General features: G+C 32.7%; 20 protein-coding genes. 16 read left to right on the top strand and 4 right to left on the bottom strand.

Going from position 1 to position 25,903, the window contains the following annotated elements:
- Positions 1 to 149: 149 nt before the first annotated feature.
- A complete protein-coding gene (locus E4N78_RS04505) occupies positions 150 to 2,198 on the bottom strand; it encodes a type IA DNA topoisomerase (protein WP_255811861.1) in 2,049 nt (682 codons plus the stop codon).
- A 252-nt stretch (positions 2,199 to 2,450) separates the two neighbouring features.
- Between E4N78_RS04505 and E4N78_RS04500 the strand changes: the two genes are divergently transcribed.
- The 16 genes from E4N78_RS04500 to E4N78_RS04425 all read left to right on the top strand — a co-directional run bounded on the left by E4N78_RS04500 (position 2,451) and on the right by E4N78_RS04425 (position 23,700).
- Positions 2,451 to 3,653, top strand: coding sequence for a relaxase/mobilization nuclease domain-containing protein (locus tag E4N78_RS04500; RefSeq protein WP_255811860.1), 1,203 nt, complete (start codon positions 2,451 to 2,453; stop codon positions 3,651 to 3,653).
- A gap of 228 nt (positions 3,654 to 3,881) precedes the next feature.
- Complete coding sequence (locus E4N78_RS04495; RefSeq protein ID WP_255811859.1) at positions 3,882 to 4,253, top strand: hypothetical protein; 372 nt, start codon at positions 3,882 to 3,884, stop codon at positions 4,251 to 4,253.
- A gap of 169 nt (positions 4,254 to 4,422) precedes the next feature.
- Positions 4,423 to 6,474 carry a type IV secretory system conjugative DNA transfer family protein gene (locus E4N78_RS04490; protein ID WP_255811858.1) on the top strand — a complete coding sequence of 684 codons (2,052 nt, stop codon included), beginning with the start codon at positions 4,423 to 4,425 and terminating at the stop codon, positions 6,472 to 6,474.
- A complete protein-coding gene (locus E4N78_RS04485; RefSeq protein WP_255811857.1) occupies positions 6,458 to 6,925 on the top strand; it encodes a hypothetical protein in 468 nt (155 codons plus the stop codon). The genes E4N78_RS04490 and E4N78_RS04485 overlap by 17 nt, the downstream gene beginning before the upstream one ends.
- Positions 6,925 to 7,875, top strand: a complete 951-nt coding sequence (locus E4N78_RS04480) for an ATPase, T2SS/T4P/T4SS family (protein ID WP_255811856.1) — start codon at positions 6,925 to 6,927, stop codon at positions 7,873 to 7,875. The genes E4N78_RS04485 and E4N78_RS04480 overlap by 1 nt, the downstream gene beginning before the upstream one ends.
- 53 nt (positions 7,876 to 7,928) lie before the next feature.
- Positions 7,929 to 8,279: a TrbC/VirB2 family protein gene (locus E4N78_RS04475; RefSeq protein ID WP_255811855.1), complete on the top strand. Its 351-nt coding sequence runs from the start codon at positions 7,929 to 7,931 to the stop codon at positions 8,277 to 8,279.
- Between the two features lie 12 nt (positions 8,280 to 8,291).
- Positions 8,292 to 8,609: a hypothetical protein gene (locus tag E4N78_RS04470; protein ID WP_255811854.1), complete on the top strand. Its 318-nt coding sequence runs from the start codon at positions 8,292 to 8,294 to the stop codon at positions 8,607 to 8,609.
- 69 nt (positions 8,610 to 8,678) lie between these two features.
- Positions 8,679 to 8,945, top strand: a complete 267-nt coding sequence (locus E4N78_RS04465; RefSeq protein WP_255811853.1) for a VirB3 family type IV secretion system protein — start codon at positions 8,679 to 8,681, stop codon at positions 8,943 to 8,945.
- Complete coding sequence (locus E4N78_RS04460; RefSeq protein ID WP_255811852.1) at positions 8,938 to 9,255, top strand: HU family DNA-binding protein; 318 nt, start codon at positions 8,938 to 8,940, stop codon at positions 9,253 to 9,255. The genes E4N78_RS04465 and E4N78_RS04460 overlap by 8 nt, the downstream gene beginning before the upstream one ends.
- A gap of 19 nt (positions 9,256 to 9,274) precedes the next feature.
- Positions 9,275 to 11,779 (top strand): VirB4 family type IV secretion/conjugal transfer ATPase, encoded by a 2,505-nt coding sequence (locus E4N78_RS04455; RefSeq protein WP_255811851.1) that lies wholly within the window; start codon positions 9,275 to 9,277, stop codon positions 11,777 to 11,779.
- 202 nt (positions 11,780 to 11,981) lie between these two features.
- Positions 11,982 to 12,740, top strand: a complete 759-nt coding sequence (locus E4N78_RS04450; RefSeq protein ID WP_255811850.1) for a hypothetical protein — start codon at positions 11,982 to 11,984, stop codon at positions 12,738 to 12,740.
- An 11-nt stretch (positions 12,741 to 12,751) separates the two neighbouring features.
- Positions 12,752 to 14,659, top strand: a complete 1,908-nt coding sequence (locus E4N78_RS04445; protein WP_255811849.1) for a type IV secretion system protein — start codon at positions 12,752 to 12,754, stop codon at positions 14,657 to 14,659.
- Positions 14,660 to 14,701: 42 nt separating this feature from the next.
- Positions 14,702 to 15,394, top strand: a complete 693-nt coding sequence (locus E4N78_RS04440) for a VirB8 family type IV secretion system protein (RefSeq protein ID WP_255811848.1) — start codon at positions 14,702 to 14,704, stop codon at positions 15,392 to 15,394.
- Position 15,395: 1 nt separating this feature from the next.
- Positions 15,396 to 16,427 (top strand): TrbG/VirB9 family P-type conjugative transfer protein, encoded by a 1,032-nt coding sequence (locus E4N78_RS04435; RefSeq protein ID WP_255811847.1) that lies wholly within the window; start codon positions 15,396 to 15,398, stop codon positions 16,425 to 16,427.
- 8 nt (positions 16,428 to 16,435) lie between these two features.
- Positions 16,436 to 17,977, top strand: a complete 1,542-nt coding sequence (locus E4N78_RS04430; RefSeq protein WP_255811846.1) for a TraB/TrbI/VirB10 family type IV secretion system protein — start codon at positions 16,436 to 16,438, stop codon at positions 17,975 to 17,977.
- Between the two features lie 11 nt (positions 17,978 to 17,988).
- Entirely contained in the window at positions 17,989 to 23,700 is a 5,712-nt protein-coding gene (locus tag E4N78_RS04425; protein WP_255811845.1) for a hypothetical protein, read from the top strand.
- 80 nt (positions 23,701 to 23,780) lie between these two features.
- Here the strand turns inward: E4N78_RS04425 and E4N78_RS04420 are convergent, their stop codons facing one another.
- The 3 genes from E4N78_RS04420 to E4N78_RS04410 all read right to left on the bottom strand — a co-directional run bounded on the left by E4N78_RS04420 (position 23,781) and on the right by E4N78_RS04410 (position 25,891).
- The gene (locus tag E4N78_RS04420) at positions 23,781 to 24,620 is read right to left on the bottom strand and encodes a hypothetical protein (RefSeq protein WP_255811844.1); all 840 of its coding nucleotides are present in this window, start codon (positions 24,618 to 24,620) and stop codon (positions 23,781 to 23,783) included.
- A 118-nt stretch (positions 24,621 to 24,738) separates the two neighbouring features.
- A complete protein-coding gene (locus E4N78_RS04415; RefSeq protein WP_255811843.1) occupies positions 24,739 to 25,227 on the bottom strand; it encodes a hypothetical protein in 489 nt (162 codons plus the stop codon).
- Positions 25,163 to 25,891, bottom strand: a complete 729-nt coding sequence (locus tag E4N78_RS04410) for a hypothetical protein (RefSeq protein WP_255811842.1) — start codon at positions 25,889 to 25,891, stop codon at positions 25,163 to 25,165. The genes E4N78_RS04415 and E4N78_RS04410 overlap by 65 nt, the downstream gene beginning before the upstream one ends.
- Positions 25,892 to 25,903: the final 12 nt, after the last annotated feature.

Genomic DNA, 25,903 nt, shown 5'->3' with positions numbered 1-25,903 from the left:
TTTATATAATTTAAAATAAATTAGCCTCAAGTGAGGCTAATTTTAACTATTTTTCTTATTTTTTTCAAATGAAAGAAAAACAGCAGAAGCTGTAAACAAGCCAATTAGTAAAACTAAAAAAAAATTTAAAATACCGAATAATAAATTCATCATATACCCCTCTTTTTCTCAAATATAAATTTAATTTTATTTTCTGTATCTAAAGCGAAACTACATTTGAAAGACTTACCGTCCTTATTTTTACAAGTTTTAATATCCGTGTTTTTTCCTACAAGTAAAGCTTTAACATCTTTTACTGAAAGTTTTGCACCTGTAATATCTTTCCAAAGCATGAATTTACAGCCCTCTTTATATCCTGAGCAATAATAATTTTTTTTACCTTCTAAAATATCTTTACCGCAAGAAGGACATTTTCCTATCATTTCTTTTTTAAAGGAGTCAATATTTTTTTTATTTTTACACACATTAAATACAAAATCTTTAATTGACTTTAAGAAAACACCCGGATTATCCATCATCTTTTCTTCCCATTGAGTAGTCTGCGATATATCTATAAGAGGCAAAAGATCGGTATTTTTATTTATCTGCTCTATCAAAAAAATACCTTTTGATTGCACTGTAAGATTTTTTTTAACTTCTTTGATATAATCCCTATCGATAAGACTTTTAATTATTTCACCCCTAGTTGCTTCCGTTCCAAGACCTATAAGTTTTTTATTTTCACTTTCATTTTTAGGATTTTCCATAAAAGCAAGTAACGAGTCAAATTTATAAGGAGCTTTAGGTTTTGTAAGTTTTTTTACTTTTTGTACATCTTTACATATAAGATTTTCAAAATTTACATTTTCAAAAGAGTTTTCATCTTCTTCTAAATTAGCCTCACTTGAGGCTAATTCTTTCCAACCTTTCTGAATAATCTTTTTTCCTCGTGCTATAAAATCATGTCCTGCGATATTAAAGTATACCGTCTTACTTTCATAAATATAAGGTTTTGAAAAAACGGCAAAAAACTGTTTAACAATAATCTCAAAGACTCCTTTTTCTATTTCTGATGCTGAATGAGGTATATCGGTAAGGGGGACTAAAGCGTGATGGTCTTCAAGTTTTGTATCATCGAATACATGTGTGTTAGATTTTTCAAATAAAGATAGATCAATATTTTTAGTATAGTCAAGTCTTACCTGTTTTAGTTTTTCGTAAATTTCTTTTGCAAAATCAACATTTGATTCGCTTAATACACGGCTTGGCGTTCTAGGATATGATAAACATTTATATTCTTCATAAAGTTTTTGAGCAATGTTTAAAGTTTTGTCGGGGGATATACCAAAACATTTAAAAGCTTCTTTTTGAAGTGCCGTAAGATTAAAAAGTTTTTCCGGATTTTCCTTTTTTTGATTGCTTTCGATATTTTTAATTTGTGCTTTTTTACCGATACAACCTGATAAATCAATATCGTTTTTAAAAAAATGAGTAGAAAGCTTTTCATTTTCTATAACATATTTTTTTGCTTTTAAATTAGCCTCACTTGAGGCTAATTCTGCTACATATTCAAAAAACTCTTTAGGAATGAAATTTTTAATTTCAAGTTCTCGTTTATAAATCTCATTTAAAACGGCAGTCTGAACCCGGCCTACCGGAAGAAGAGTATTTGAAAGAACAGATATAAGTCTTGAAAAATTGATACCTATAAGCCAGTCAGCTTGTTGCCTTGCATAGCCTTGATTACCTAAAACATTATAATCTTTAAGAGGCTTTGCATTTTTTAAGCCGAGAGTAATAACTTCAGGAGTTAATGCCGCAGACTCCCAAAATCGATATATATTGTCGATAGAGGTAAATCCTGCCTGTAAAAGAGTAATACGGGCTATAAGTTCTCCTTCACGACCGGCATCAGTTGCTATTATAATTTTAGCCGTTTTATTTTCTTTTAAAAGTTTTAAAACAAGATTTGCCTGATCTTTGGTGTTGTTATTTTTTTTATATTTAAAAGAATCGGGGATTATAGGAAGAGTTTCAAGCGTCCATTTTTTTAAATTCTCATTATAATCTTCGGGCATAAAAAGTTCAAATAGATGCCCTACACAATTAGTAATTATATACTCATGGTTTGCATAAAAGCCGTTATTCCACGGAACCGATAAAGCTGAAGCAAAAGATTTTGCGACCGATGGTTTTTCACAAAGTATTAAAGAATTCATAAAATTATTCTAACAATAAATAATTATAATGTCAATAATTGACAATAAGACTATATAATGTTATTATATACCTATGTCCGAAAGGCAAGATAAAGAAAAGTCGGACATTATAGCGAAACATACCAATATCTTGGTATGTTTTTTGTCGGACATAGTAAATAATTGTATGACAAGAAAACTGAAAGTATCCAAGATGTTGCAATGTTTTATGTAAGACAAATACATTTTATTTAAGAGTTGAGGAATATTAAAATGATTTCTTATAAAAATAATATTTTTAATGATAAACACAATAAAAAAGATGAAGATCCTTTTAAAATCAAATTTGTAAAAAAATCAAAAAATGATATGAAGCTCCTTCTTAGAGCTTTAAAAAAGACGGCTTACAGAAAAAATAAATTAGCCTCAAGTGAGGCTAATTATTTAAGAGGAGGCTTTTCAAGCAAGAGAAAATCAGAGGGAACAAATCCATACAAACAACTTTGTGTAATAAAATTTAGGCATGGCACAAAAAAAACAAATCACAGAGAATTTTTAAAAACGTATATGCCTCAAAAAAACAAAGAAGATGTAAAAGAAAAACCTATTTTTTTTGGAGATGACATTGAAGACTATGAAAAAAATATGACGGATAAACACTTTAAATTTATAATTTCTCCCGATAATCAAGATGTGGATTTAAAGGTTTTAACCGAAACTTTGGTTAAACAAATGAATAGCGTTATGGATAGCGACTTATATTGGGTTGCAGTTCAACATAATGATACAGCTCATAAGCATGTGCATTTATTGATCAACGGTAAAGATAAAAATGGTAGATACATAAATAAGATTGATAAAGCTTTAATTAAAGGTACTTTAAGAGAGATGGCCCAAAATTTGTGTACCAAAATGGTTGGAGATCGAACAGAAGAAGAGATAATAAATTACCGAAATAAAGAATATACAAAAAACAGAATTACGAGATTAGATAAGGTTATCAATGGCCAAGTAAATAAAAATTATACTGATGTTATTTTTACAAAAAAAATAAAAACTTTTGATGAAAATGTAAGAAAAAGACTTGATTATTTAATCTCTTTAGGACTTGCAAAGAAGGATAAAAAAAATTATTTACTTCAAGAAGATTGGTTTGAAAGCCTTGAAGCTGCAGGTAGGTTTAATACATTTTTGGAAGCAAAAAATATTTACTCTTTTAAAAATAAAAAATTTAAATTATATAAGGAGACCGATAAAAATATTCAAAATGGTACGGTTCTTAAAATTTATAATATGAATGACGAAAACGTTTGGAATAATGCAGCGGTTATTGAAACCGATAATGAAATACTATATTTACCAATGTATAAAAAAATAGATATAAATTTATTAAATAAAAAAGTAGATATTGTTGATAACAAAGATAAAACATCAAATATATCTTTAAAAAATATAGAGCTGAAAGTACGAGAATAATTAAAATATATTATATACAATATTGACAATAAGATTAAACTTGAGTATACTCTTTTTAGAAAGCAACGATAAATCTAAAAGGAGAAGTTTTGGAAAAAGAATGAATTTTTACGAGGCAAACCTAACCGCATATCTCAACATTATATTTTAGACCTTTTCAATTGGCTTTTTCCTATCTTTTCTTTATTTATAGGTTTTTGGCTATCGGCGCAACTTTTTGCACGTCTTATGAATTTTGATCCCCGTATTGTAGGATACCCTATTTTAATTTTAAAAAGCTTTAATAATTACCGTATCTATCATCCCGATTTATATATTCTATCATTTCTAAAATATGCATTTAAGCCCGGATTTGGCCATTACTTTTATGCTTCATTAAAACCCGGTCTTATTGGTGTTATATTAGCCTTGTCTTCATTATTATTTTTTAGTCTTTTACGTAATTACTTACAAAGACTTCAAAAATTGTATGGAACTGCAAGATGGGCAAACAAAAAGGATTTAGAAAAGTTCGGTCTTTTACAGATCAAAATGATGTTTGCGGGCCAGCTTGTAGATGCTGATGTAGAGGCCGAAATTGCTCAAGATGGTTCTATCTAGAAAGCAACGATAAATCTAAAAGGAGAAGTTTTGGAAAAAGAATGAATTTTTACGAGGCAAACCTAACCGCATATCCCAACATTATATTTTAGACCTTTTCAATTGGCTTTTTCCTATCTTTTCTTTATTTATAGGTTTTTGGCTATCGGCACAACTTTTTGCACGGCTTATGAATTTTGATCCACGTATTGTAGGATATCCTATTTTAATTTTAAAAAGCTTTAATAATTACCGTATCTATCATCCCGGTTTATATATTCTATCATTTCTAAAATATGCATTTAAACCCGGATTTGGACCTTACTTTTATGCTTCATTAAAACCCGGTCTTATTGGTGTTATATTAGCCTTGTCTTCATTGCTATTTTTTAGTCTTTTACGTAATTACTTACAAAGACTTCAAAAATTGTATGGTACTGCAAGATGGGCAAACAAAAAAGACTTAAAAAAATTCGGTCTTTTACAGTCCAAAGGAATGATTTTAGGGCAGCTTGCAGAAGCTGATGTAAGGGCGGAAATTACTCAAGATGGTTCTATCAAATTAAATACGCTACATTCAAGTGATTTTGTGTGTCATTCCGGTAAAACAAATACCCTTCTTATAGCACCGACTCGTTCAGGTAAAGGTGTATCAGTAATTGTTCCGTCTTTATTAAGTTATCCCGGTTCCGCAATTATTTTTGATCCAAAGGGCGAAAACTGGAGTATTACGGCTGGTTTTAGAAAGAAGTTTTCACATGTATTAAAATTTTCTCCTCTTTCAAGAGATACAATAAAGATTAATCCTATGGATGAAATCAGAGAGGGGGATTTTGCTTATGCCGATGCAAATCAGATAGCCGATATTCTTTATACATCCGAAGCCAAGGCAGATCAAGCATCGGAATTTTTTAATAACACTGCAAAAGACATCACTACAGCCGTTATTCTTCATATTAAATTTTCTCCTCAATATAAAGAAAAAAATCTTACTAGAGTGTTAAGGGTAATGAGTATTGCAGCTACTTCATCAGAGCAAGATGATGAAGGTGGTGAAGGTCTTGCTTTGATTAAAGAAATGATCAGTACCGATCACGGCGATGAAGATATGAATGAAAGAATTACTGCGATGGCTTCAAGGTTGACTACTAACCCTAAAGAAAGAGCAAGTGTTCTTTCGACAGTTTTTTCAAAGCTGCAACTCTTTGAAGATCCTTTAATTGCAAATGCTACAAGTTCATCGGATTTTAAAATTAAAGATTTTATAGATTCAAAATATCCTATTTCTTTATATCTAACAGTTCCTTTTGCTCATATTGACCGAGTTTCTCCGGTTTTTAGACTTTTAATAAACTTCATGCTTAGAAAATTCTCAGAAGGTGAAACTCAATTCGGAGAAATAAAATTAAAGAATCACTTGGTATTTTTCCTTGACGAATTCCCTATATTAGGACACTTCCCATTTATCGCAAAAGTTATGGGAATATTGGCGGGATATGGAGTTACATTCTTAATAGTATGTCAAGCTTTAAATCAAATTATAGATATATATGGTCAAAATCATCCCTTCCTTGATCATTGTAAAAATCTTATTATATTTCAACCTGCAAAAATTGAGGATGCAAAAATGTTTTCTGAAGCTATAGGAAAAGAATCCGTGATACACGATAACGTATCCACAAGCGGAAGAAAATTTAGTATCAGCTTAGATAACTTAAATCTATCAAGTCAAGAAATAGCAAGGGATTTAATAAATCCTGATGAGCTTATGAAACTTCCATTAAATCAGTGCTTAATTATGAATCACGGCATGCCGCCTTATATAGGCTCTAAAGTCGTTTATTACGATGATGAGCGTTTTAAAGGTAGGGTAAGTCTTCCCGTTCCCATAAAACGAGAAGAACTATTACTTGAATGTCAAACTCTTCCTTCTAATAAAACAATAGATCTAATAGAAAAAGAGAACAATTATATTGATAACCTAAAAAAACAAAGAATTCAAAAACAGGAAGAAAAAAGAATTTTAGAAGAAAAAAAAGAAAAAGCTGAGTTTTTAAATTATTTGGAGCCACAGCCTGATGAGGATGAAGTTCATTTTTCGGATCCGCCTGATCCTGATTTTACTGTCCTATTGCAACGATTACAAGAAATGGAAACCGAAGAAGAAATAAGTCTTGAATTTCAAAATGAAATAGATATTAAAAACAAACTGGAGGAAGTAACAGATGCACAAGTCTTCTAAGCAATATGATGGCATAAAATCTGTAAAAGTGTCCTTTAGAACTTCAGAGGAGCTAAATTCTTTACTTGAAGAAGCTTTAAAATCGGAAAATAAAACAAAGTCGGAAGTTATAAATGATGCCCTTTTTCTTTACTTAACACAAGGAATAAATGATAAGGAGTTGGTTTATGCTTCATTAAATGATAGCAAAAGAAGAATAGGATATATAGATAAAAAGATTGAAGCTTTTTTTAATTATTTTCACTTTGCTCTTGCAACTATTTTTGCAGGTATTCCCGATATTTCTATTCATTCAAAAGAAGAGCAAGCTGTCATAACTAAAAATGCTGTACGAAGACGTAATGCCATGTTTGAAGCATATAAAAAAAATATGAAAGATTCTCCTTCTTTTTTGCAAATGCTTCTATCCGATTTTATAGAGCAAGAAAATACTTTAAAGGATAAAAACTAATGGATACAGAAAAGCAAAGAGAGGAAAGGTATCAAAAAAATCTCTTAAACGATTTAAAACCTCTCATTCCTTATATAGAGCAAAAAGATGTAACAAATATTTTTGTTTTAAGTTCAGGAGAAGTAAAAGTATCAGCTTTAGGAAAGGGGTCAAAATATGTAGATGTTAATATTTCGGTAGAACAGCGAATGAGAATTATTTTTGCTATAGCTGCAATGTCAGGTATTGAAATAAATCAGAAGGAATTACCTAAACTTGAAGGAGTAATCCCTCTATACAATGCCCGTTTTACGGCTATTTTACCTCCATGGGTTCAACGTCCCGAATTTACAATAAGGCGGTTACCGGAACAAATATATTCTCTTGAAAGTTATGTTGAAAGTGGGAGGATGAGTGAAGAACAATATGAAAAAATATGTCGGTCTATAAAAAACCGACAAAATATAATTATAGGAGGTGCAACGGGTTCAGGAAAAACAACATTTTTAAATGCCGTTTTAAAAAAAATGGCAGAATACACTCCGGAGGAAAGATTTTTAATAATCGAAGATACTCCCGAGCTATCGTGTCCTTATGCTAAAGACGTAACCTATGCTTGCGGAAAATCCAGTGAAGTAATTGAGATAGTTCGATTGGCTATGAGATGGTCAATGGAAAGGATTATATTCGGGGAACTTAGATACGGAGATGTAGCTAATGAGCTTATCAAAATATGGGCTACGGGGCATACGGGAAATGCAACTACTATACATGCAGGAAGTGCTATAGAAGTCTTTACCCGATTAAACGGTCTACTGAGAGAAGTTATTCTTGGGGAGCTCCCTCAGTTGTCATTATCGATTCAACTTTGTGTTCATTTAATTAAGGGAGAATCAGGTCCAAAGGTAAATGAAGTTTTGGATACAAGTTCCTCAGGAATAGATGAGTACACAAAATTGTTAAAACCTTAAAAATTTTTAAAAGCTTTGAAAACCGGCCAAAAAATCTTTTTAAGGAGCATTTTATGCAAAAGAAAAAAATCGTTTTGATTTTATGTATGATCTTTTTTGTATGTGTTTCTGCCTTTGCACAAAAACAGGGCAGTATAGGTAAGCTAGACGAGTGGGCTCAAACCCTCGTCAATCTTCTTACAGCCACATGGCTTAAGGCAATCTGTATAATTGCTTTGGTCGGAATCTGTATAGGTATGATTGTTGCAGGGCGCAACGAGCCGGGGCTGATAAAAAAGTTCATCCCTTGGCTCATTGGCACGATTGTGCTATTGAGCGCCGCGGATATTGTAAAATATTTTTTCACGGGTGCAGAGTTTACCATCAGTCTTTTAACAAATCAACTGAAACTATTTTTGGGATAAGGAGAAAAAACTATGAACAATAATAATAAGAAGATAGTCTACGACCTTTGCGTGGTTGTAGACCAATATAGGCAGGGAAATGAAATAAAACAGCGTTTCCAGAAAATAGGAACTGAAATTACTCAGATTAAAGACGGAAAAGAAAAAACAATAAGGCTTCTTGACCGTTTTATTAACCTTGCCGGTTTTCCTAATTTTTCGGATAAGAATTATGCCTCAAGTATTTTGGTGTATAAATTCTTAAATAAGGAGTTATCTGAAGGATTGGATGAAGATGAAAAGAATCTGGAAGATGAGCCTTATCAGGAAACGGAGGCGAGAATTTTTTAATTTTGAAAAAAATAGGTGCTTTACTTTTTGTGGAGCACCTCCCATTTTAACTTTTTAAAGGAGTTTTTAATGAATGATAATTTAACCAGTATTACGGATTTTAAAATACCGGTTCATAGAAGTTTATTACAACCGGACATGTTGATGGGAATAGGCACTAATGCTGCAATAATGCTTCTTGTAGTAACTATACTATGTATGCAGATTGTAGGATTATGGTTTATTTTTATTTCTGTAGGTATATATTTTGTTTTGCGTATTTTATGTAAAAGCGATCCTTATCTTTTGGAACAGTTATTGGACAATATTTTAGAACAGGATATGTATCATGGCTAGTAAAAATAAAACTGATGTAATCACAAATATTTCAGAGACAACAGGCCTATCATGTAAACAAATAAGTGAAGTTTTAGCCTCGTTTTTTGAATATATTGTTAAAAATAATATACAAGGTAATGCAGTCAAAATAAATAAATTCGGTACTTTTTATATGCAAAACTTTAATTATAATAAAAATCAATATGATTTTACGAGTAAAAAGAATAAAAAGCTCATAGCGACAAAAAAAAGCATTCAATTTAAAATGTCAAAACATTTAAAAGATAGTCTTAATAGCAATCTTGACAATAAGATTTTATTGTTATAAAATATTCATGAGGAATATTATGTTAAAGAAAATTAAAGATTTTTTTAAATCTGAAAAATATGTCGAAGGTCTTGATTTAGCGCCTTATAAAAATACAAAAAATCTTTTATCAGGTTATTGTCCTTGGAGCTGTATGGTTGCGGAGGGAGTAGTTTTATTAAAAACAGGAGCCATTATGCGCTCCTTTATCTTCTCTTGTCCTGATTTAGGTTCTTCTTCTGCAGAGTCCATTAACTCAGTATCTTGGAATTTTAATAATGCACTTAAAAGTTTGGGTACGGGTTGGGCAGTTCAATTTGAAGTACAGCGATATAAAACAAAAGAATATCCGGGAGCAATTTTCGATAATGAAGCAGCTTATATAGTAGATAAATGCCGTGAAGCTAATTTTAAAAATTATGGAGAACACTTTGCTTCATCTTATTATATGACTTTCACCAAAGAACTTCCTTCAGAATTAAAACAGAAGTCATCATCTTTTTTCTTTAAAAGAGAAGGAGAAGATGAGAATATAAATACAGGTGCTATAAGGAAAGAAATAGATAACTTTATTACTGTTACAACAAAAATTATAGGAAGTTTATCATCTTCATTAAAAGTAAAATCTTTAAACTCGGCAGAAACCGTATCATATCTTCATACATCTGTTTCTTTAAAATGGTATGGAATGAATTTCCCAAATCATTTTATTTTTATTGACAAAATGATAACAGATGAAGATATAGAAAATTCCATTCCTTTAAAACTAGGAAAAAATTATATACCTATAATAACAGTCAAAGACTTTCCTATGGAAACATATCCTGCTATTTTTGATAGTCTTAATGCTGCAGAAATAGAATATAGATGGTCAACAAGATTTATTTCTTTAGATAAGGCTGATGCACAAAAATATATCGAAAAAACCGTAAAACGGTTTTATGGATCAAGAAAAAGTGCGAAGCAGCTTGTGATGGAAGAAACAATGCAGGTTCAATCTAATCTTGAAAATCAAGGAGCTGCAGCATTCCAACAAGATGCCCAAAACGCTCAAGAAGAATCTCTTACAGATATTTTCGGATTTGGCTTTTATGCTTCTTCTTTAATGGTCTGGGATCAAGATGTTGACGCTGCAATGGATAAAGCCCGCTATCTTGAAAGTATCATATCTTCTTGCGGTTTTGCTTCTAAAATAGAAACTCAAAATTCGTTAAAAGCTTATCTTTCAATGCAGCCGGGAAACTTGGCAGCAAATACAAGAACTTTTTTTGTATCTACCGGCAATGTATCTCATATTATTCCACTATCCTCAATATGGGAAGGAATGATAAATAATAACCACACAAAAGAAGTTACAGGAGTCAATGTTCCTCTTCTAACATGTTCTACAAGATATGGAACACCTTTTTTCCTAAATTTAAATGTAAATGATGTAGGACACGCTATCATTTTAGGTCCTACAGGAGCCGGAAAATCAACTTTAATGAATCTAGTTGAAATTCAAATGTTAAAGTATCTTAAAAGTAATGTAATAATATTCGATGTAGATAAGTCGGCACGAGGTCTTACAATGGCTGCAGGAGGTATTTATGTTGAGCCGGGAGGAGAGAACAATATTGCATTCCAACCTTTAGCCGATTTGGAAACAAATATTGATATATTATGGGCCGCAGAATTTATTGAATGTCTTTTGACAGTGCAAAATATCACAGTAACTCCTGAAATGAAACTTTCAATAAATGAAGCTTTAAAACTTATGAAGTCTTTAAGTGTTCATGAAAGGACTTTAACAAGTTTTAATCAATACGTAAATTACGTTAATCCTGAAACTCAAGTCAACGATATAAGAGTCGGAATAAGTCCTTATGTTTTAGGCGGCCAATACGGAAATATTTTTGATGCAGATTCAACTTCAATGCCTCTCTCAAAATGGACTATGATTGAAATGGGTTCTTTAATGAAATTAAACGATCAGGCAATAACGCCAGCCCTTATGTTTTTATTTAAGTATGTTGAAAAAGTATGGGAAGGTAAAAAAGATGAAATTACTCTTTTAGTTATGGATGAGTTTCATGTGTTCTTAAAAAATCCAATCTTTGTTAATCAAATCGGTAATTGGCTAATGCGCTTAAGAAAGAAAAACGTATGGTGTCTTTTTGCCACTCAAAATATTGCAAGTGCAAGAAAAACCGAAATAGCGGAAATTCTTATCCAGCAATGTCTAACTAAAATATATTTAGCCGATGAGACGGCTTTAACGGCAGGACAAAAAGACGGATATAGATACTTCGGATTAAGCGATCCTGAAATTGCTGCAATAAGACATGCGAGAATGAAGCATGATTATTTTTATAAAAGTCCTTTAGGGGCAAGAATGTTTCAACTGGACTTGGATAAAACACAGCTATCTATTCTTGCTTCTGATCATGAATTTTTAGATTTGCTTGAGCAAAAGTACGGTAAAAATTGCGGTAAACCTCTTGTAAAAGAGATTTTAGAACATAATAACATAAACTATGAAAAGTTTATAAATAAACATTTATAAAATAAATAAGGAGTTTTTTATGAAAAAAATTATTGCGATTTTTTAATTTTTGTCGATTTTAGGTGTAAATATACATTCTATACCTTCACCTTTTCAACTTACATTTGATCCGAAAAATTGGCTTACAGCAATAGATAGTCTGTACGCAATTTACGATCAAATAAAAACTAATGTTGAGCAGCTTAAACTACAATATGAAAGGTTGCAACAGGCCGCTAAAGCTGTACAGGGCTGGCAATTTGATGAAATAAAATGGGATGGAGATTTTGATTTTAGAAATGAAATTTCGGATTTTACCCGATCCATTGATAGACAGTTATCAAATATTAGAGATCTTCAAGGGAGCTTAACTGCCCAAAATATTTCCATCGGAGGACAAAGTTTTTCAATAGCTGACTTAGTAGGAGCCGGTGAAAAGGGAAAAACAATTGCAGGTTTTGCTGAGGCTACATATAACTGGGCTAAAGAAGAAAAAATAGAAAAAATAAGGAAAGCTTTTGAAGAAGGTTTAACCGATGATGAATATATGGCTATTTTTAACAGATACGGATTACGCCCTGCTAATTATATGATGGTAAAACAGGCGGAAGCACAGGTTAAAAGTCAAATAGGACGAGTCATCGCCGCAAACTCTGAAATAGGTTCTGAAAAATGGGTAAAGGCTCAAGAGATGATGTACGGTCCCATTTTTACGGCCGCTTTAGGAAAAGATGCAACTCCTCAGCAAGTAACTCAAGCTGTTTTAATGCATGAAAAAATGATAAATGAAAATATAAACCTCTTAAGAACTAACCTTTTGGAAGTAGGCGAGATGATCGCTTGGAATATTCAAAAACAGGAAAAACAAAAAGAAGCGGAAGAAGCTCAACGCTTTATGATTCAAAGTGCAAAAGAGTCGCGAGTCGGTGTTTCTTCAATGTTTCTAGGCGGTAATTCTTTGAGAAAGAATAAGCATAAATAGAAGGTAACAGTATGGGCGGATTTACAAGTTATACATGGATAGATAATGCATTACTTGATGGAATGGATTATTTTTCAGGAGTATTTTTTTACTTTTTTAATGTAGCAAATAAACTTGCCGTTATTGTTGCTTTGGCCGGTATAGTAATCAATTGTATTAAGCTGTGGTTTGGAGCTATTGCAGTTAGAAAAATGGCTATTTCAACTATTTTAAATTTTATGCTTTTTTTGGGAGCCGTAGGTCTTTATAATATTGCAGTAGGGACTATTGCAAAAACTGCAACTATATGGGGTTCTGAGGCCGGAGGCGGTAAAGCTGTAGTCCAACAAAACTTAGTCGCATTAATGGAACAATGTGAACATGATTTAAAAGTTGCAAAAACGATAGAAAATATGAGCCCTGAACAAGCTCAAAGCTACATAGCCCAAAGAAAACTTAATATCACGCAAAAAGGTTTGGGATCAGGAAGATCCGAAAAGAAAAATTCCCCCTTTACTGACGGTATTGTAGATAAAAACGGGCCTGAAGAATATATGAATAACGTAAATTTATATAGGACAACCGAGCAAAATATTGCTGCAGCTCAAGCAAATATAAATGCTTTAAAAGCCGTTTTATCTCCTACAAAAATTAAGGACAAAAACGGGAATCTAATAGACACATATTTTCTTGATGTGATGATTCACGATACAAAAGGAGGCGGAACAAATTTTATAAGCCCTGCATCTTTTTTTAAGGTTTCTATTTTGCTTGCAAAATTACTTTGGCAAAGAGAAGCCAATTACTTAACTGTTAAAGTAGGTCAAGCTCAGGATGAAGAAAATAAAAAGTGGTTTAATTGGAAGCCTTCCCTTATTGTTGCATTTCAAGCAATGAGCTTTGATGACTTTGGGAATATTATCTTAACCTTTATATGCTGTATTGCAATAGTTTTTGCCGCAATTTTTGTTTTAATGCAGTATTGTATGGCTATTTTTGAATATGCAATCGTAACAAGTATTTGTATTGCTTTTATCCCTTTTATTCTGGCAAATGAAACAAAAGCTATTGCAAAAAAAATATTACCCGTGTTCTGGGGCTTGGCAATAAAACTATTAATTTTAACAATCTGCATGTGGTTTGCTCTTTATCAATATATTTATCTCGCTGCAGGACAGATGGGAGAAGATTCTGCCGTAGATTTAGGCGTCTTTGCTTATATTATGTTTACCATAATACTTTCATTTGTAGTTACACAAAACGGGCCTCAAATTGCAATGACAATTTTAACAGGTCAACCTCAACTATCTATGGGTGAATTAGTTGCGGCAGGGGCAACTGTTGCAGGAGGTGCAGCTTTTGCGGCTTCAGCCCCGGGACGCATAAAACAAGGAGTACAAAAAACTGCCGGTGCTGTAGGAGGAGCTATAGGAAAAGGCGCAAACATGATAGGTACCGGTGCAGGTATGATAAAAGAAGCTAAAAGTGCAGGAGCAGCTGCACGGATGGAAGCTTCAGAAAAAGGCTATTCTTTACAAGAACAAGGCGCCTATGGAAGAAAAGCTGTTGGAGCCGCCATAGGCGGACACATGAAAAATGCAGGTAAAAATATTTTACATAACCTTTCCCATGCTTCGGCTACCAAAGATAACAGAAACGGTAGTCAAAATAGATGGTCGACCTTTAATAACCGCTTTGACGGTCATGAAGGAAAAGTTCCCCATACTTCATTTATAAAGGCAAAAAATGCAGACGGAACAAGTCAGACATTAAATGAATACATATCAAGTATGGGTAAGGCTGGAGAAGCTATAGGAAGGGGTATAGTTCCTGATAATAAAAATGTAGATCCGTTCCCCGGTTTTGAAAGGCCCGGATTACCGCCTCCGAACCCCGGATTACCGCCTCCAAAACCGGAACTTCCGGCGCCTAAAGAGTAAGCAAAATAAATTTTTTTAAAAAAATAGGAGATAAAAAAATATATGATGACATATTATAAAGAAGAACCGCCAAAAGAACTCAATCCTCAATTTAAGGAGTATGATAGAATTATCGGTTTACAAAACAAGGAAAACAAAACTTGGAGGATTATAGCTTTAGCCTCTTTGTCTTTTCTTTTCCTTTCACTTCTTTTATTGCTTTATGCAATTAAATTACCTAAAACTATCCCTATGGTAATTACGGTTTCAGAGTATGGTGAAGCTAAGTATGTAGGAAATGTTTCAAAGATGTCATACTCGAATATGAAAGTTCCCGATATTGCAATTCAATATCAGATTAAAAGGTTTGTAACAAATATGAATACCATTACAAGCGATGCCCAAGTTATGAGGCAAAATATTCGTGATTGTTACAATATGCTTTCAGGAGATGCAGGCTTAAAATTAAGCAATATTTTAAAAAATGATAATCCTTTTGATAAGTTCGGAGACATAAAGCAAAGTATTTTGCTTGAATCCATTTTGCAGTTATCTCCACAAAGTTATCAGGTAGACTATATTCAGTCAAAAATAACCATGACTGGAGTAGTTACGGATAGAACTCGATACAGAGGGATTATCTCTATAGCATTACTTGAGCCGCCTGAAGATAAAAAGATAGAAAATCCATTGGGGATTTATATAAGCGATTTTGATTTTACAAAAGTAAATACTTTAACACAAGGAGATAAATAAAATGAAAAAGATTTTTAAGGTAATTGCAATTTTATTAATTGCTATGAGTTTTGCAGGTTGTACTACAACCAAGGATATGGAGCCTTTTAATGAGCTTAAAACGGAAGCTTTAGACGGTTCTGTTTCCTTACAGGAAGAAGAAAAAAAGATTGAAAAAGAAGATGAGGCTTTAATGGTAGAAGCTCTTCAAAAACAGGTAGATATAGAAAAAACTATAGTCTATGTTGAAAAGCCTGTTTACCGTCCTATCGAAGATAAGACAAACGAATTGGCTCGAAAAAAGCTTGACGGCCAAGAAGCCGTAAAAGAAGCTATGAGATCGGCTTTAAAAACACCTGAAAGGTATTCATCAGGAAAAATGTTTTATGATTTTGATGAGAATTTTGTGTACGAAATATACTGTGCTCCATACCGTATAACCGACATCGAACTTGAGCCCGGAGAAGAAATCTTGGAAACTCCTTTTGTATCTGAACCGGAAGTATGGCAGGTTGGAGCGGGAGTTTCTAAATATAAAGGTCTTGATGTGCAGCATTTTTTTGTAAAGCCTTCATATTCCAAACTTACTACGACTATGATTATCATAACAAATAGAAGAATATATCATATTCTTTTAAAGAGCTTTAAAGATGATTATATGGCTATGGTAAAATGGAATTATCCGATTCAAATGCCTTATACAATTAAAAGCGAAATGGCTCATCCTGACTCAAAAATAAAAACCGTACTTGAAGGAATATCCCCCGAATTTCTTTCTTTCGATTATAAGATGAAATACTCGCCCTTTAAAAAACCTATATGGCTTCCTACCCGTGTCTATGATGATGGAAGGAAAACCTATATAGAGCTTGATGAAAAGGTTTTAAATACGGAGCTCCCGGCTCTTTTTGATCAAAAGAATAATATCATCAACTACAGAGTAAGAAAAAATATTCTTATCGTTGATTCTTTAATTACTAAAGTTACTTTGAAATTAAATAAATCAAAAGTGATTATTGAGAAAAAGAAATCGAAGCTTGAAGCAACAAAATGAGGTAAGTTATGAGTGATGAAAATAATATTTTTGACTTGGATCTAATGAGTCAAAGTCAAAATGAAAACATTGAGGAAAATGATTATTCTCCTATTGATAATGAACCTTCGGTGAGTCCTGATTCTGTATTAAACGGTGAGGATCAGCATACCGTGTCAAATGATGATATTTTAGAAAGCGGAGATAATGAGAAGCAGAGTGAAGCTCAACAAATACCTTCAGAAGAAGCTAAATATGAAGAAAGCAAGAAAAATCCTGATGATGTTATAAAACAAAAGAAAAAAGGTGCTTTAAAATTAAATAGACAACTTATTTTAACCATTGTCGTTTCTTTATTTCTTGCTCTTATGCTGATTACTTTTTTAAGTACTGGTAAAAAAGAAAGTAAAAAAGATGATGAGAAAATAAAATCGGCAGGTGAGGCTTATATGCCGGATTTTGAAGCTATGGCTTCCTCATCGTATAATTCTGCCGTTTCAAACGATACGGCGCCTGATGTAAATGCTCCTTCAAAATTTTTTGAAAGTAATGAAGATGCTTTGATTGCCAGTGCTAACTCAAAAATGCCTGACATAAATGAGGTAGGTAAAGCCCCTGTTTCTCCAAATCAAGGAGGCGGTAGCAGTCAAGGTTATTCACGGCCTGATACAAGGAATAATCCTATCCAAAAACAAATTCAAGGTATTAAAGGTTTAACTCCAACAGGAAGGCAAAATCAGGGATTAGGGCAAATAAATCAATCATACGGTAATCAGGAACAAGGCTCCAATAATCCATATTCACAGTTTAATTTACCTTCCAAAGAGGATTTTATAAAACAAATGCTCGCCTCTCAAGGTATGCAGGGAGGCTTTTTAGAAGGATACGGTAACGATAATGATAATGCAGGAAAAGAAAATTTCTATAGAAAAAATATAGGCTCTACTTCACAAGGGGAATTCTTAAACTCATTATCGATATGGCAAGGCACTATTATTCCGGCAGTTTTAATTACGGGAATAAACACAGACTTACCCGGTAATATTATAGCTCGTGTTATGCAAAATATTTACTCATCTCTTGACGGCCGCTTTTTGCTTATTCCGCAAGGAACCTTGCTTTTTGCAGATTATAACTCTTCGATTTCTTATGCACAAAATAGAATTCAAGTTGCTTGGACATACATGATTCGCCCTGATGGTTTTGCCGTTCAACTTGGGAACATGGGAGGAGTCGATAATCAAGGTTTTGCAGGATATAAAGGACGAGTCAATAATCATCCATGGGCATTTTTAAAGGGAATGCTTTTGGTGTCGGCTATTTCAATTGCAGATACGGATTTAAATGCTGCGGCGAAAGAACTGCAAACCGATCCTTATGCAAAAAACATAATGGAAAGATTACAAGATCCTTATAAAAAAATAACCAATAAAATAATTGATAGAGCTTTGGATATCCAGCCTACAATTATTAAAAATTCGGGTATTGGCATAAATATTTTAACCAATACAAACCTATTTCTTCCGCCTGTCGAAATACCGGAAGTTACACAAAAATACATTAGACATTAAGGAGGTCTAAAATGAAAAAATTTAATTCAAAACTTTTTATCGTGTTTGCAATATTTTTTATTGTAAATATTTCAAGCTGTAAAATGGCCATTCAAAGCCTTTTAGGAAAAAAAGATGAGCAAAAAAATGAATCCGTACAGCTTGAAATGCTGGCTTGGAGTAAGGCTTCAATAGACCTTAAAATCGGGGGAATGGACAATATTCTTTTAACTGCCAAGCCTGAAAGTAAAAGAAGCGAGGCAACGATTGTATATGAATATAATTCGGATATAATCAATTTGATCACAGACTCCCGAGGAGTTATTGTAGAAGGATTAAAAAAAGGCAAAACGACTTTATCTGCAATAAACGGTAAAATCAGAACAAACTGCATAATTAATGTTTCAGGTTATGATGAAAATTATGAGAAAGAGCCTTATATCTATTCTGTAAACAACATAATTCAGCTAAGGCCGGGTACGCAGGAGCGTGTTGCAGTTTCTCTTTATGGAGGTTCTGCAGAAGATAGTCAAAAATTTATATGGAAAAATGAAAAAAATGAAGTTGTAGAGATTGCTCCTAATGGGCAATTTTGTCTTATCAATGCTAAAGGGGAAGGAAATTCCAAAATTACAATTACTCATCCTAAAGCATCTTATCCTTATTCAATTTTAGTTTATAATTTAGCCGATACACAAAAAGCTACATATATAAGCACTACTGACAATGTCATTACATTACAAAAAAATAAAGGAGATAAAGAAATTTCGGTTGTGATGGAAAACCCTCCGGATAATTTCAACCCTTCTTTATTTAAATGGGAACTTGTGCAAAATGAAGGTGAAGTTTGCTCGATAGATTTTAATAGGGAAAAATGTGTAATCAGCCCATTGAGTGCAGGAACGGCAATAATTAAAATTTCTCATCATGCCGCTCCCTATCCTTTGGAAATTTTGGTAAGAGTTGTTGAACTTGTAAAAAATGTTTATATAAAACCGTCAGACACTTATGTTGAAATATCGGGAGATGAAAGTAAAACTTTATCTCTACAACTTGAGGGAACTTCTGAAAACTATGATGTAAATGAATTTCAATGGAATATACCGGATAATGAAGTTATAACTTATAATCATTACGGAAACGAAATATTACTTTCAGGAAAGAAAAACGGAATGGTTAAAATAACCGTCTCTCATCCTATGGCTGCTTATCCTCGTGATATTATGATAAATGTAAAAAATCAAACATCTGATGCCGTAGATTCATCACATTATATCACTACTTCTCAAAATTATATAAGAACTAAGGTCGGTGCGGAAGCGATACCTTTAAACATTCTTCTTGTAGGAGGAGAGGCCGGGGATCAGAATAATTTTAAGTGGACGATAAAGCATACTCCTAAAGTTGCAAACATGGATGTAATTAAATTTGAAACAACTCATGGAAAGGTCTTTACTCGCTCTGCCGTCTCCTCTTATGAAGACGGTACAGGTTATATTACTCCTCTTTCAGAAGGTACGGCCGTTATAGAAATTACCCATCCTAAAATTATTTATCCTACAGAAGCATTAGTAAAGGTGTTGCCCTCTTATGCCGTATTGGAAGAACCTTTTTATTTTACAGGAACTCCTATTGTAAAGATTTTAAATGGAACAGAACAAGAAGTTACTATAAGTCTTCACGGTAAAAATAAAACCGAAGCCGATAACACTAATATAACATGGAGAACGGAAAGTTCTCATATTAATCTTATCGGTAATGGAGAAAAGGCTGTTATTAAGGCTACAGGCCATGGCTCTCATATTTCACATATCAAGGCATCTCATCCTCGCTCTGATGCCGATAAGAAGATTGTAGTATTAACCGCCGACACTCAAGAAGAGCTTGATAAGATGAAAACTCTTTATGCTTATAAATATTCTTATAAGATGAAAGTAGACGATACATTGATTATTCAAGCAGAACAAACAGGTTTTACTAATGAAGAGATTAAAAACTTAACATGGACTTCTTTAACTCCTAATCTTTTAACTTGTGAACCTTATGTTGACGAGGCTTCAGGTCAAACTTTTTATACTTATACAAAAATTAAAGGCCTAAAATCAGGTGAAGCTAAAATAGTTTTAAAATCAAATTTACCCGATATTCCTAATCTTACTTTTGATATCACTGTTTTACCTAAAAATGCAAATCTTGAAGCTGAACCGGATGAGGCTTATTTGACAACATTTCAAAATGTCGTATCATTAAAAGAAAAAAATGAATCGGCTAATGTTGAAGTAACTGCCGTGGGGCTATCTTCCGAGAAATTATCAGGAATTTCTTGGACTCCGGAAAAAACAGGTATTGTTTCTATTAATGCACAAGGTGCTTCTGCCGTTTTTACCGCTTTAAAGGAAGGAGAAACTAAAGTATTCGTTTCTCACCCCGACTGTCAAAATAAACTTACCATTCATGTAAGAGTTGGAAAAGAATATATTTTTAATAACAACAATAAAACTATCTATATTTCAACAGATATAGATACGATTTTGGCTGTTAAGGATGAGCCTGCAAAAAAAATTACGGCAAGGTTAGTAAACTATTCGGATTTTACAAATGAAAAGTTTAAATTTGAAATCGATAAGCCGAATATTGCTTCCATATCGCAAAGTGATAATTCTTGTCTTGTTAAACCTATAAAAGCAGGTCAAGCATTAATTACCGTCTCTCATCCGAAAACTAATTTTACTAAATCGGTTTTGGTTGTTGTCGGAAACAGTAAAGAGGAATTGGAAGGCTTTTCTTATTTAACTACGGCAAATAATGTTATTACTGTTATAAAAGGCCAATCCAAAAATATTTCTGTTTCCGTTATGAACTCTCCCGATATTATAATTGATGGTTATTCATGGGAATCAAAAAATCCTGAAATTGCAACAGCCCAAGGAGTTGGAGCGAATGCAATTATTCACGGAAATGAAACAGGGACTGCAAGAATTGTAGTATCAAACACTAAATGCACATATCCTCTTAAACTTATTGTAATTTGTGTCGATTCATCTCAAGCGGCTTTAAATCCATTTATTGATACAACTACTAATGTGTTAAATTTAAAAGCTGAGCAAGGACCGTCTCCATGGACTACATTTACAGCAACTCTTGAAGGCGGTTCCGACTTTGATCAGCAAAATTTCAGTTGGCAGATAGAAGATTCAAATATGGTACAAATGTTCGGCCAAGGCGCAACATGCAAAATGAGAGCTTTGAAAGCAGGTACTACACGCCTTATAATTACTCATCCAAAAGCTGAATATCCTTGCTATGTTCTTTTAATCTGTGATGAGGTAAAACCGAATAAGTGTTATATCAGTGTCCCTGAAAAAATTATTTCGATGAAACCGAATCAGAGCGAAATGGCTATTACAGCTTCTTTGGTCAATGGTGATATTGAAGATAAGTATGCTTTTAACTTTTATGCCGATACTTACGATGTTATTGAGCTTAATTACTCTGCTAATGTTGCAAGTATTAAACCGATAGGTCAGGGGCAAACTAAAATCCATGTAACGCATCCGAAGGCAGCCTTTGAACAGCAAATTATTGTAAAGGTTTCAGAATATACCCAATTTGAATTTGGGATGGAGTATTATAAGCTTACTCAGGGAAAAACCGGTTATGTTTCAATGAGAGTGCCGATTACTTCAGTTCCATGTCATGTTGAGTATGAATCTTTAAATAAAAATGTCTGCATGATTGAAGGAACCAATAGTACTGCTCAGCTTACAGGCCTAGCTCCAGGAAACACCAAGGTAAAGGCAAAACTTGTTGCTACAAAAACAAATATAGTTCAAGCAACGGCAGAAATGCTTATCAATATCGAAAAAGCTGAAGAAAATTTAGTTTATATTACTACAAGTAAAACCGTTTATAGTATAGAAAAAGGAACTACGACTACCATTGCCGCCAATATTACGGGAGAAGGTATAGGTACTGCAGATCAGCAGAATTTAAGATGGAAGTCAAGTGATCCTTCAGTTATTAAGCTGGTCGGGGCTTCCACAACAGGAATCTCTACAGGCCCTCAATGTATGCTTCAAGCTTTAAAAGCCGGGGAATGTACTGTTACTATATCTCACGATAAGTGTAATACCGACTTGATTATTAAAATAATCGTTCCCGGAACCGATGATGTAGATATTTCTTTAAACAAGACATATATACGTCTTGAAACGGGAGGCAGAACTGAAGTTAAGGCAAAATTAACTAATGCAAAGCCCGAAGATTATAAAACTATAGAATGGTCTATAGAAAAACAAAATGAAAATGTTATAGCTGATGTTTTAGGAAAAGGGGAAACTGTTGCAGTTTTTGCACGGAATGTAGGTAAAACGGTTCTTCATGCACGCCTGCCTAATGGAAAACTTGCCGAATGTGAAATAGTGGTTGAAGCTTCAAGACATATTACTCTTGCAAGTCAAGAAGTATTTGTAGAGCCCGGTCAAACTAAAACTATAAAATATTCCGTAGCTCCTGAAGATGCCGGTATCACTTGGACAACCGATTCGGATGCTTACTTTGATTACTCTATTGATGAACATTCAAAAACTGTTACAATTACAGGAAAGGTAGAAGGTTTTGGAAGACTTACAGGTGTAACTCAATATGGAAACAGAACAACCCTTGCAGTAAAATGTTCTTGGAATTATAAATTCTCAATAGATAAGTCGATTATAAAAGCGGAGCCTGATGATCCTATAGTTTTAAATTATAAGGTAATTCCTGACGATGCGGAAATCGAAGTAGGACTGTTAAATAATTCCTCAGATTTTGTTGATTGGACTATAGATAAGTACAACAAGCAGATTCTTCTCACTCCTAAAAAAGAAGGTTATGGAGAGCTAAAGCTTACGGCTGTAAATCCTAGAGACAATAATCATACAATTGGTAGTAGTACATGTAACCTAAGCTTTTTATACAGAGATATTGGTCTTGATTTTAAATTCATAAATAAAGACGGAAATTTCAGTCGGTTTGATGAAAAAAAAGTAATATTTATTATCGGAGATGGCGAAAAAGCAACTTTTTCTGTAAAGGGTAGTAAATCAAAAGCGGATATAAAAATAGTTAAGATTGAAGCTGATAATAACTTAATCAATAAAGGATTTTCGATATCTGAAACTGAAGATTCAACTGAATTTAATATTAGTCATAACGAAGATGTGATTGAATATGTTTATAAAATTGATAAGGATGTTAAACTTTATCACAATACCGATCCAGATCACCCTGAGAAAAATAAGACTCTTGAATGTAAAGGTATAGATTGGAAATATTATGAGGATACCGATAATGCTTACGTCAGAATAAAAGGAATTTTTCCACATCTTATATTGATTACTGGTACTTTACACGAGCGCCCCTCGTATTCGTGGTTATCTAAGAGAATTCAATTTTCTACCTCACCTTGTACTCCATATTATGTTAGTGAATCTGAATTTAAAGCTAATTCTTTATGGTATAAACCCCCTTCATGGGAGAAGTTTTGGATGAATCTCAATAATAATTGGAATTTAATGGAAGAGTTTGATTTTCCTGAAGTTAATTTTCATAATTTTAAAAGAATGAGTACCTTCGTAAAGGATATTAAAAAAACTGAAATGGCCGGTTTTTTAAATATAACCTTCCTCCGGCTTGGGAAACAAAATGTAAAAAAAATACCTATTTTTTACGAAGAACGTAATTGTACAAAGAATCAAGAATAAAAAAAAACAAAGCCCGAGAAAACTCGGGCTTTGTTTTAATTACTAATTTTTAATACTACTCAGGAAGTTTCCTTAATCAATCACTCAATCATATTGATAGTATAGCCTTTACCTAATTTATTTTGCTCTATACTTTTTATCTTTCCTTTTAAAGTAATATTTTCACCTTTACGATATTTTATATAATTATCATTATTAGTTTTAAAGAATATCAGCATATCCTCTGTAACCCAACTGTTTCTTTTCTCTTCTTCAGGTGTAAAAATACCTACAATTTCATACTTATAACCTTCTTCTTTACTTTCAGATAACTCGTATAAAGGCATGGTAAAACTTAAAGTTCTTTCTGTTATTTTCATATCATCCATCCATTTTTTAAATGCAATGGAATTCATACCGTGACATACTGAATAGATAAAATCTAGATTAGAAATAGTTTTATCTAACTTTTGTTCAAACTCATTGTCAGACTCATTCATTACCTCAACTATTGCACCTGCAACTGCATTCTCAATATTTACAAGATCAAGACTATAATCTTCAAAAGCTTTAGTTTGAGGATTTTGTAATTTTGATTCACTTGCTTTGACAAGAACAGTAGTTTCACCATCTTGTCCCTTTTCGGTTTTAACTTTTATAGTACATCGACAAAGTGAACTTGTAAGACCAAATGTTGCAAGATTTTTTGCTTTAAAATGGTAATATCCGGAATACTCGTCTTTTAATACATCAAATCCAGTAAAAACAGTAACGGTTTTATCAGTATTCAATCCTTGGTATACCCCAACAAAAATAGGTCTGTCATTTTTATAGCTTAGACTTTCTTTTTTTGTCATACCACTAAACAAAGCACAGCTTGTAATTCCACCTGTAATAGCTGCCAGTGCTATTAAAACCATAAATGATTTAAATTTTTTCATTTTTCTTTCTCCGTAGATTATTATATTTATAGTTAATATTATACTTTAATCCTCAAAAATAAACCAGTCAGCCGGATCGATTTTTGGTGAAAATTCTATCAGTTTTTTCTCCTATGCTTTATTGTAAGATCACTGGATTTAGCAATAGAAGATGACTGGCAGTAAAAAATTCATTTGCCTTGCTTAAATACAACTGATTCATTTGGCTGATACCATCAGGTTCAATTCCAATTGCTTTTTTACTGTTTCCGACTACTACCAAAACCGATTTAGTAAAATTACTTTTAGGATGTCCTACTCTAATTATAGCATTGCCGAAAACAACTTTTTTTGCAGTAATTTTTACAGTATTTCCATTAGGGACAATACTAATAACATCTTCACCTGTAACTATATACCACTCAAATTTAGAGTTATCAACTGAAACGGATTTACCTTTTCCATCCGTCATTTTAACCGTAACCTTTATAGTTTCACCGACTTTTAAGTTTGTTATATCGGGCTCAAGAGCTATATACTTTGCTTTTGATGCTGAATTTCTATCACAGCACACAAATACAGTACTTATCAAAAGTACAGTCATATAGTAAAAAATTACCTTTTTCATTCTTTATTTTCTCCTTAGTTTTTATTTCTTCAATAGAATTAACACAATATTCTATCGGAATTTGATAACAATAATAGTGCCCTAATTTTATTTTGTTTAGCTCAACGAATCTTATGACTTCATCAATTGATATGATATACGGGGTATCCTGTACCTCTTCTCTGTCTTTGATCTCAAATACAAAAAGATATACTTTTTTATTATGCAATTTTTGCCAGTTTGATAGCTTTTCTAATTCATAATTGTTTATACAGCAATATAATTTTCCGAATGAATTATTTATAGATTGTGCTTTTACCTCAGCATATATATCCAGTCCTTGAATTATATAATCAGGACTTTTTATATTTTCACCTTGATTTAAAGCTACATACTTATCATGTTGTTCTTTATCCTGTCGAAGTCTATCAACAGGATATCCTGTATTTTGCATAAAGTTTTCAAATTTCATCTCCCCTAATTTACCCATTTTTGGCATATAAGAAAAATAATCTTTAAACTTTTCATGATCTTTAATAAATTTGGGTTTCCATCCTACTGCAGCTTCATAGATTAAACTATCTTTTGTAATTCGTTTATCTGTAATATCAAAAATATCCTCTGGTTTATCCAGATATATACTATCCAGCCCATCTTCAATTGTAAAAACTATGTGAAAACCCATAATTACTCCACT

The sequence above is a fragment of the Treponema denticola genome, from assembly GCF_024400535.1.
GTDB classification, from domain to species: Bacteria; Spirochaetota; Spirochaetia; order Treponematales; family Treponemataceae; genus Treponema_B; species Treponema_B denticola_C.
This window is presented reverse-complemented; position numbering and strand designations above follow the sequence as displayed.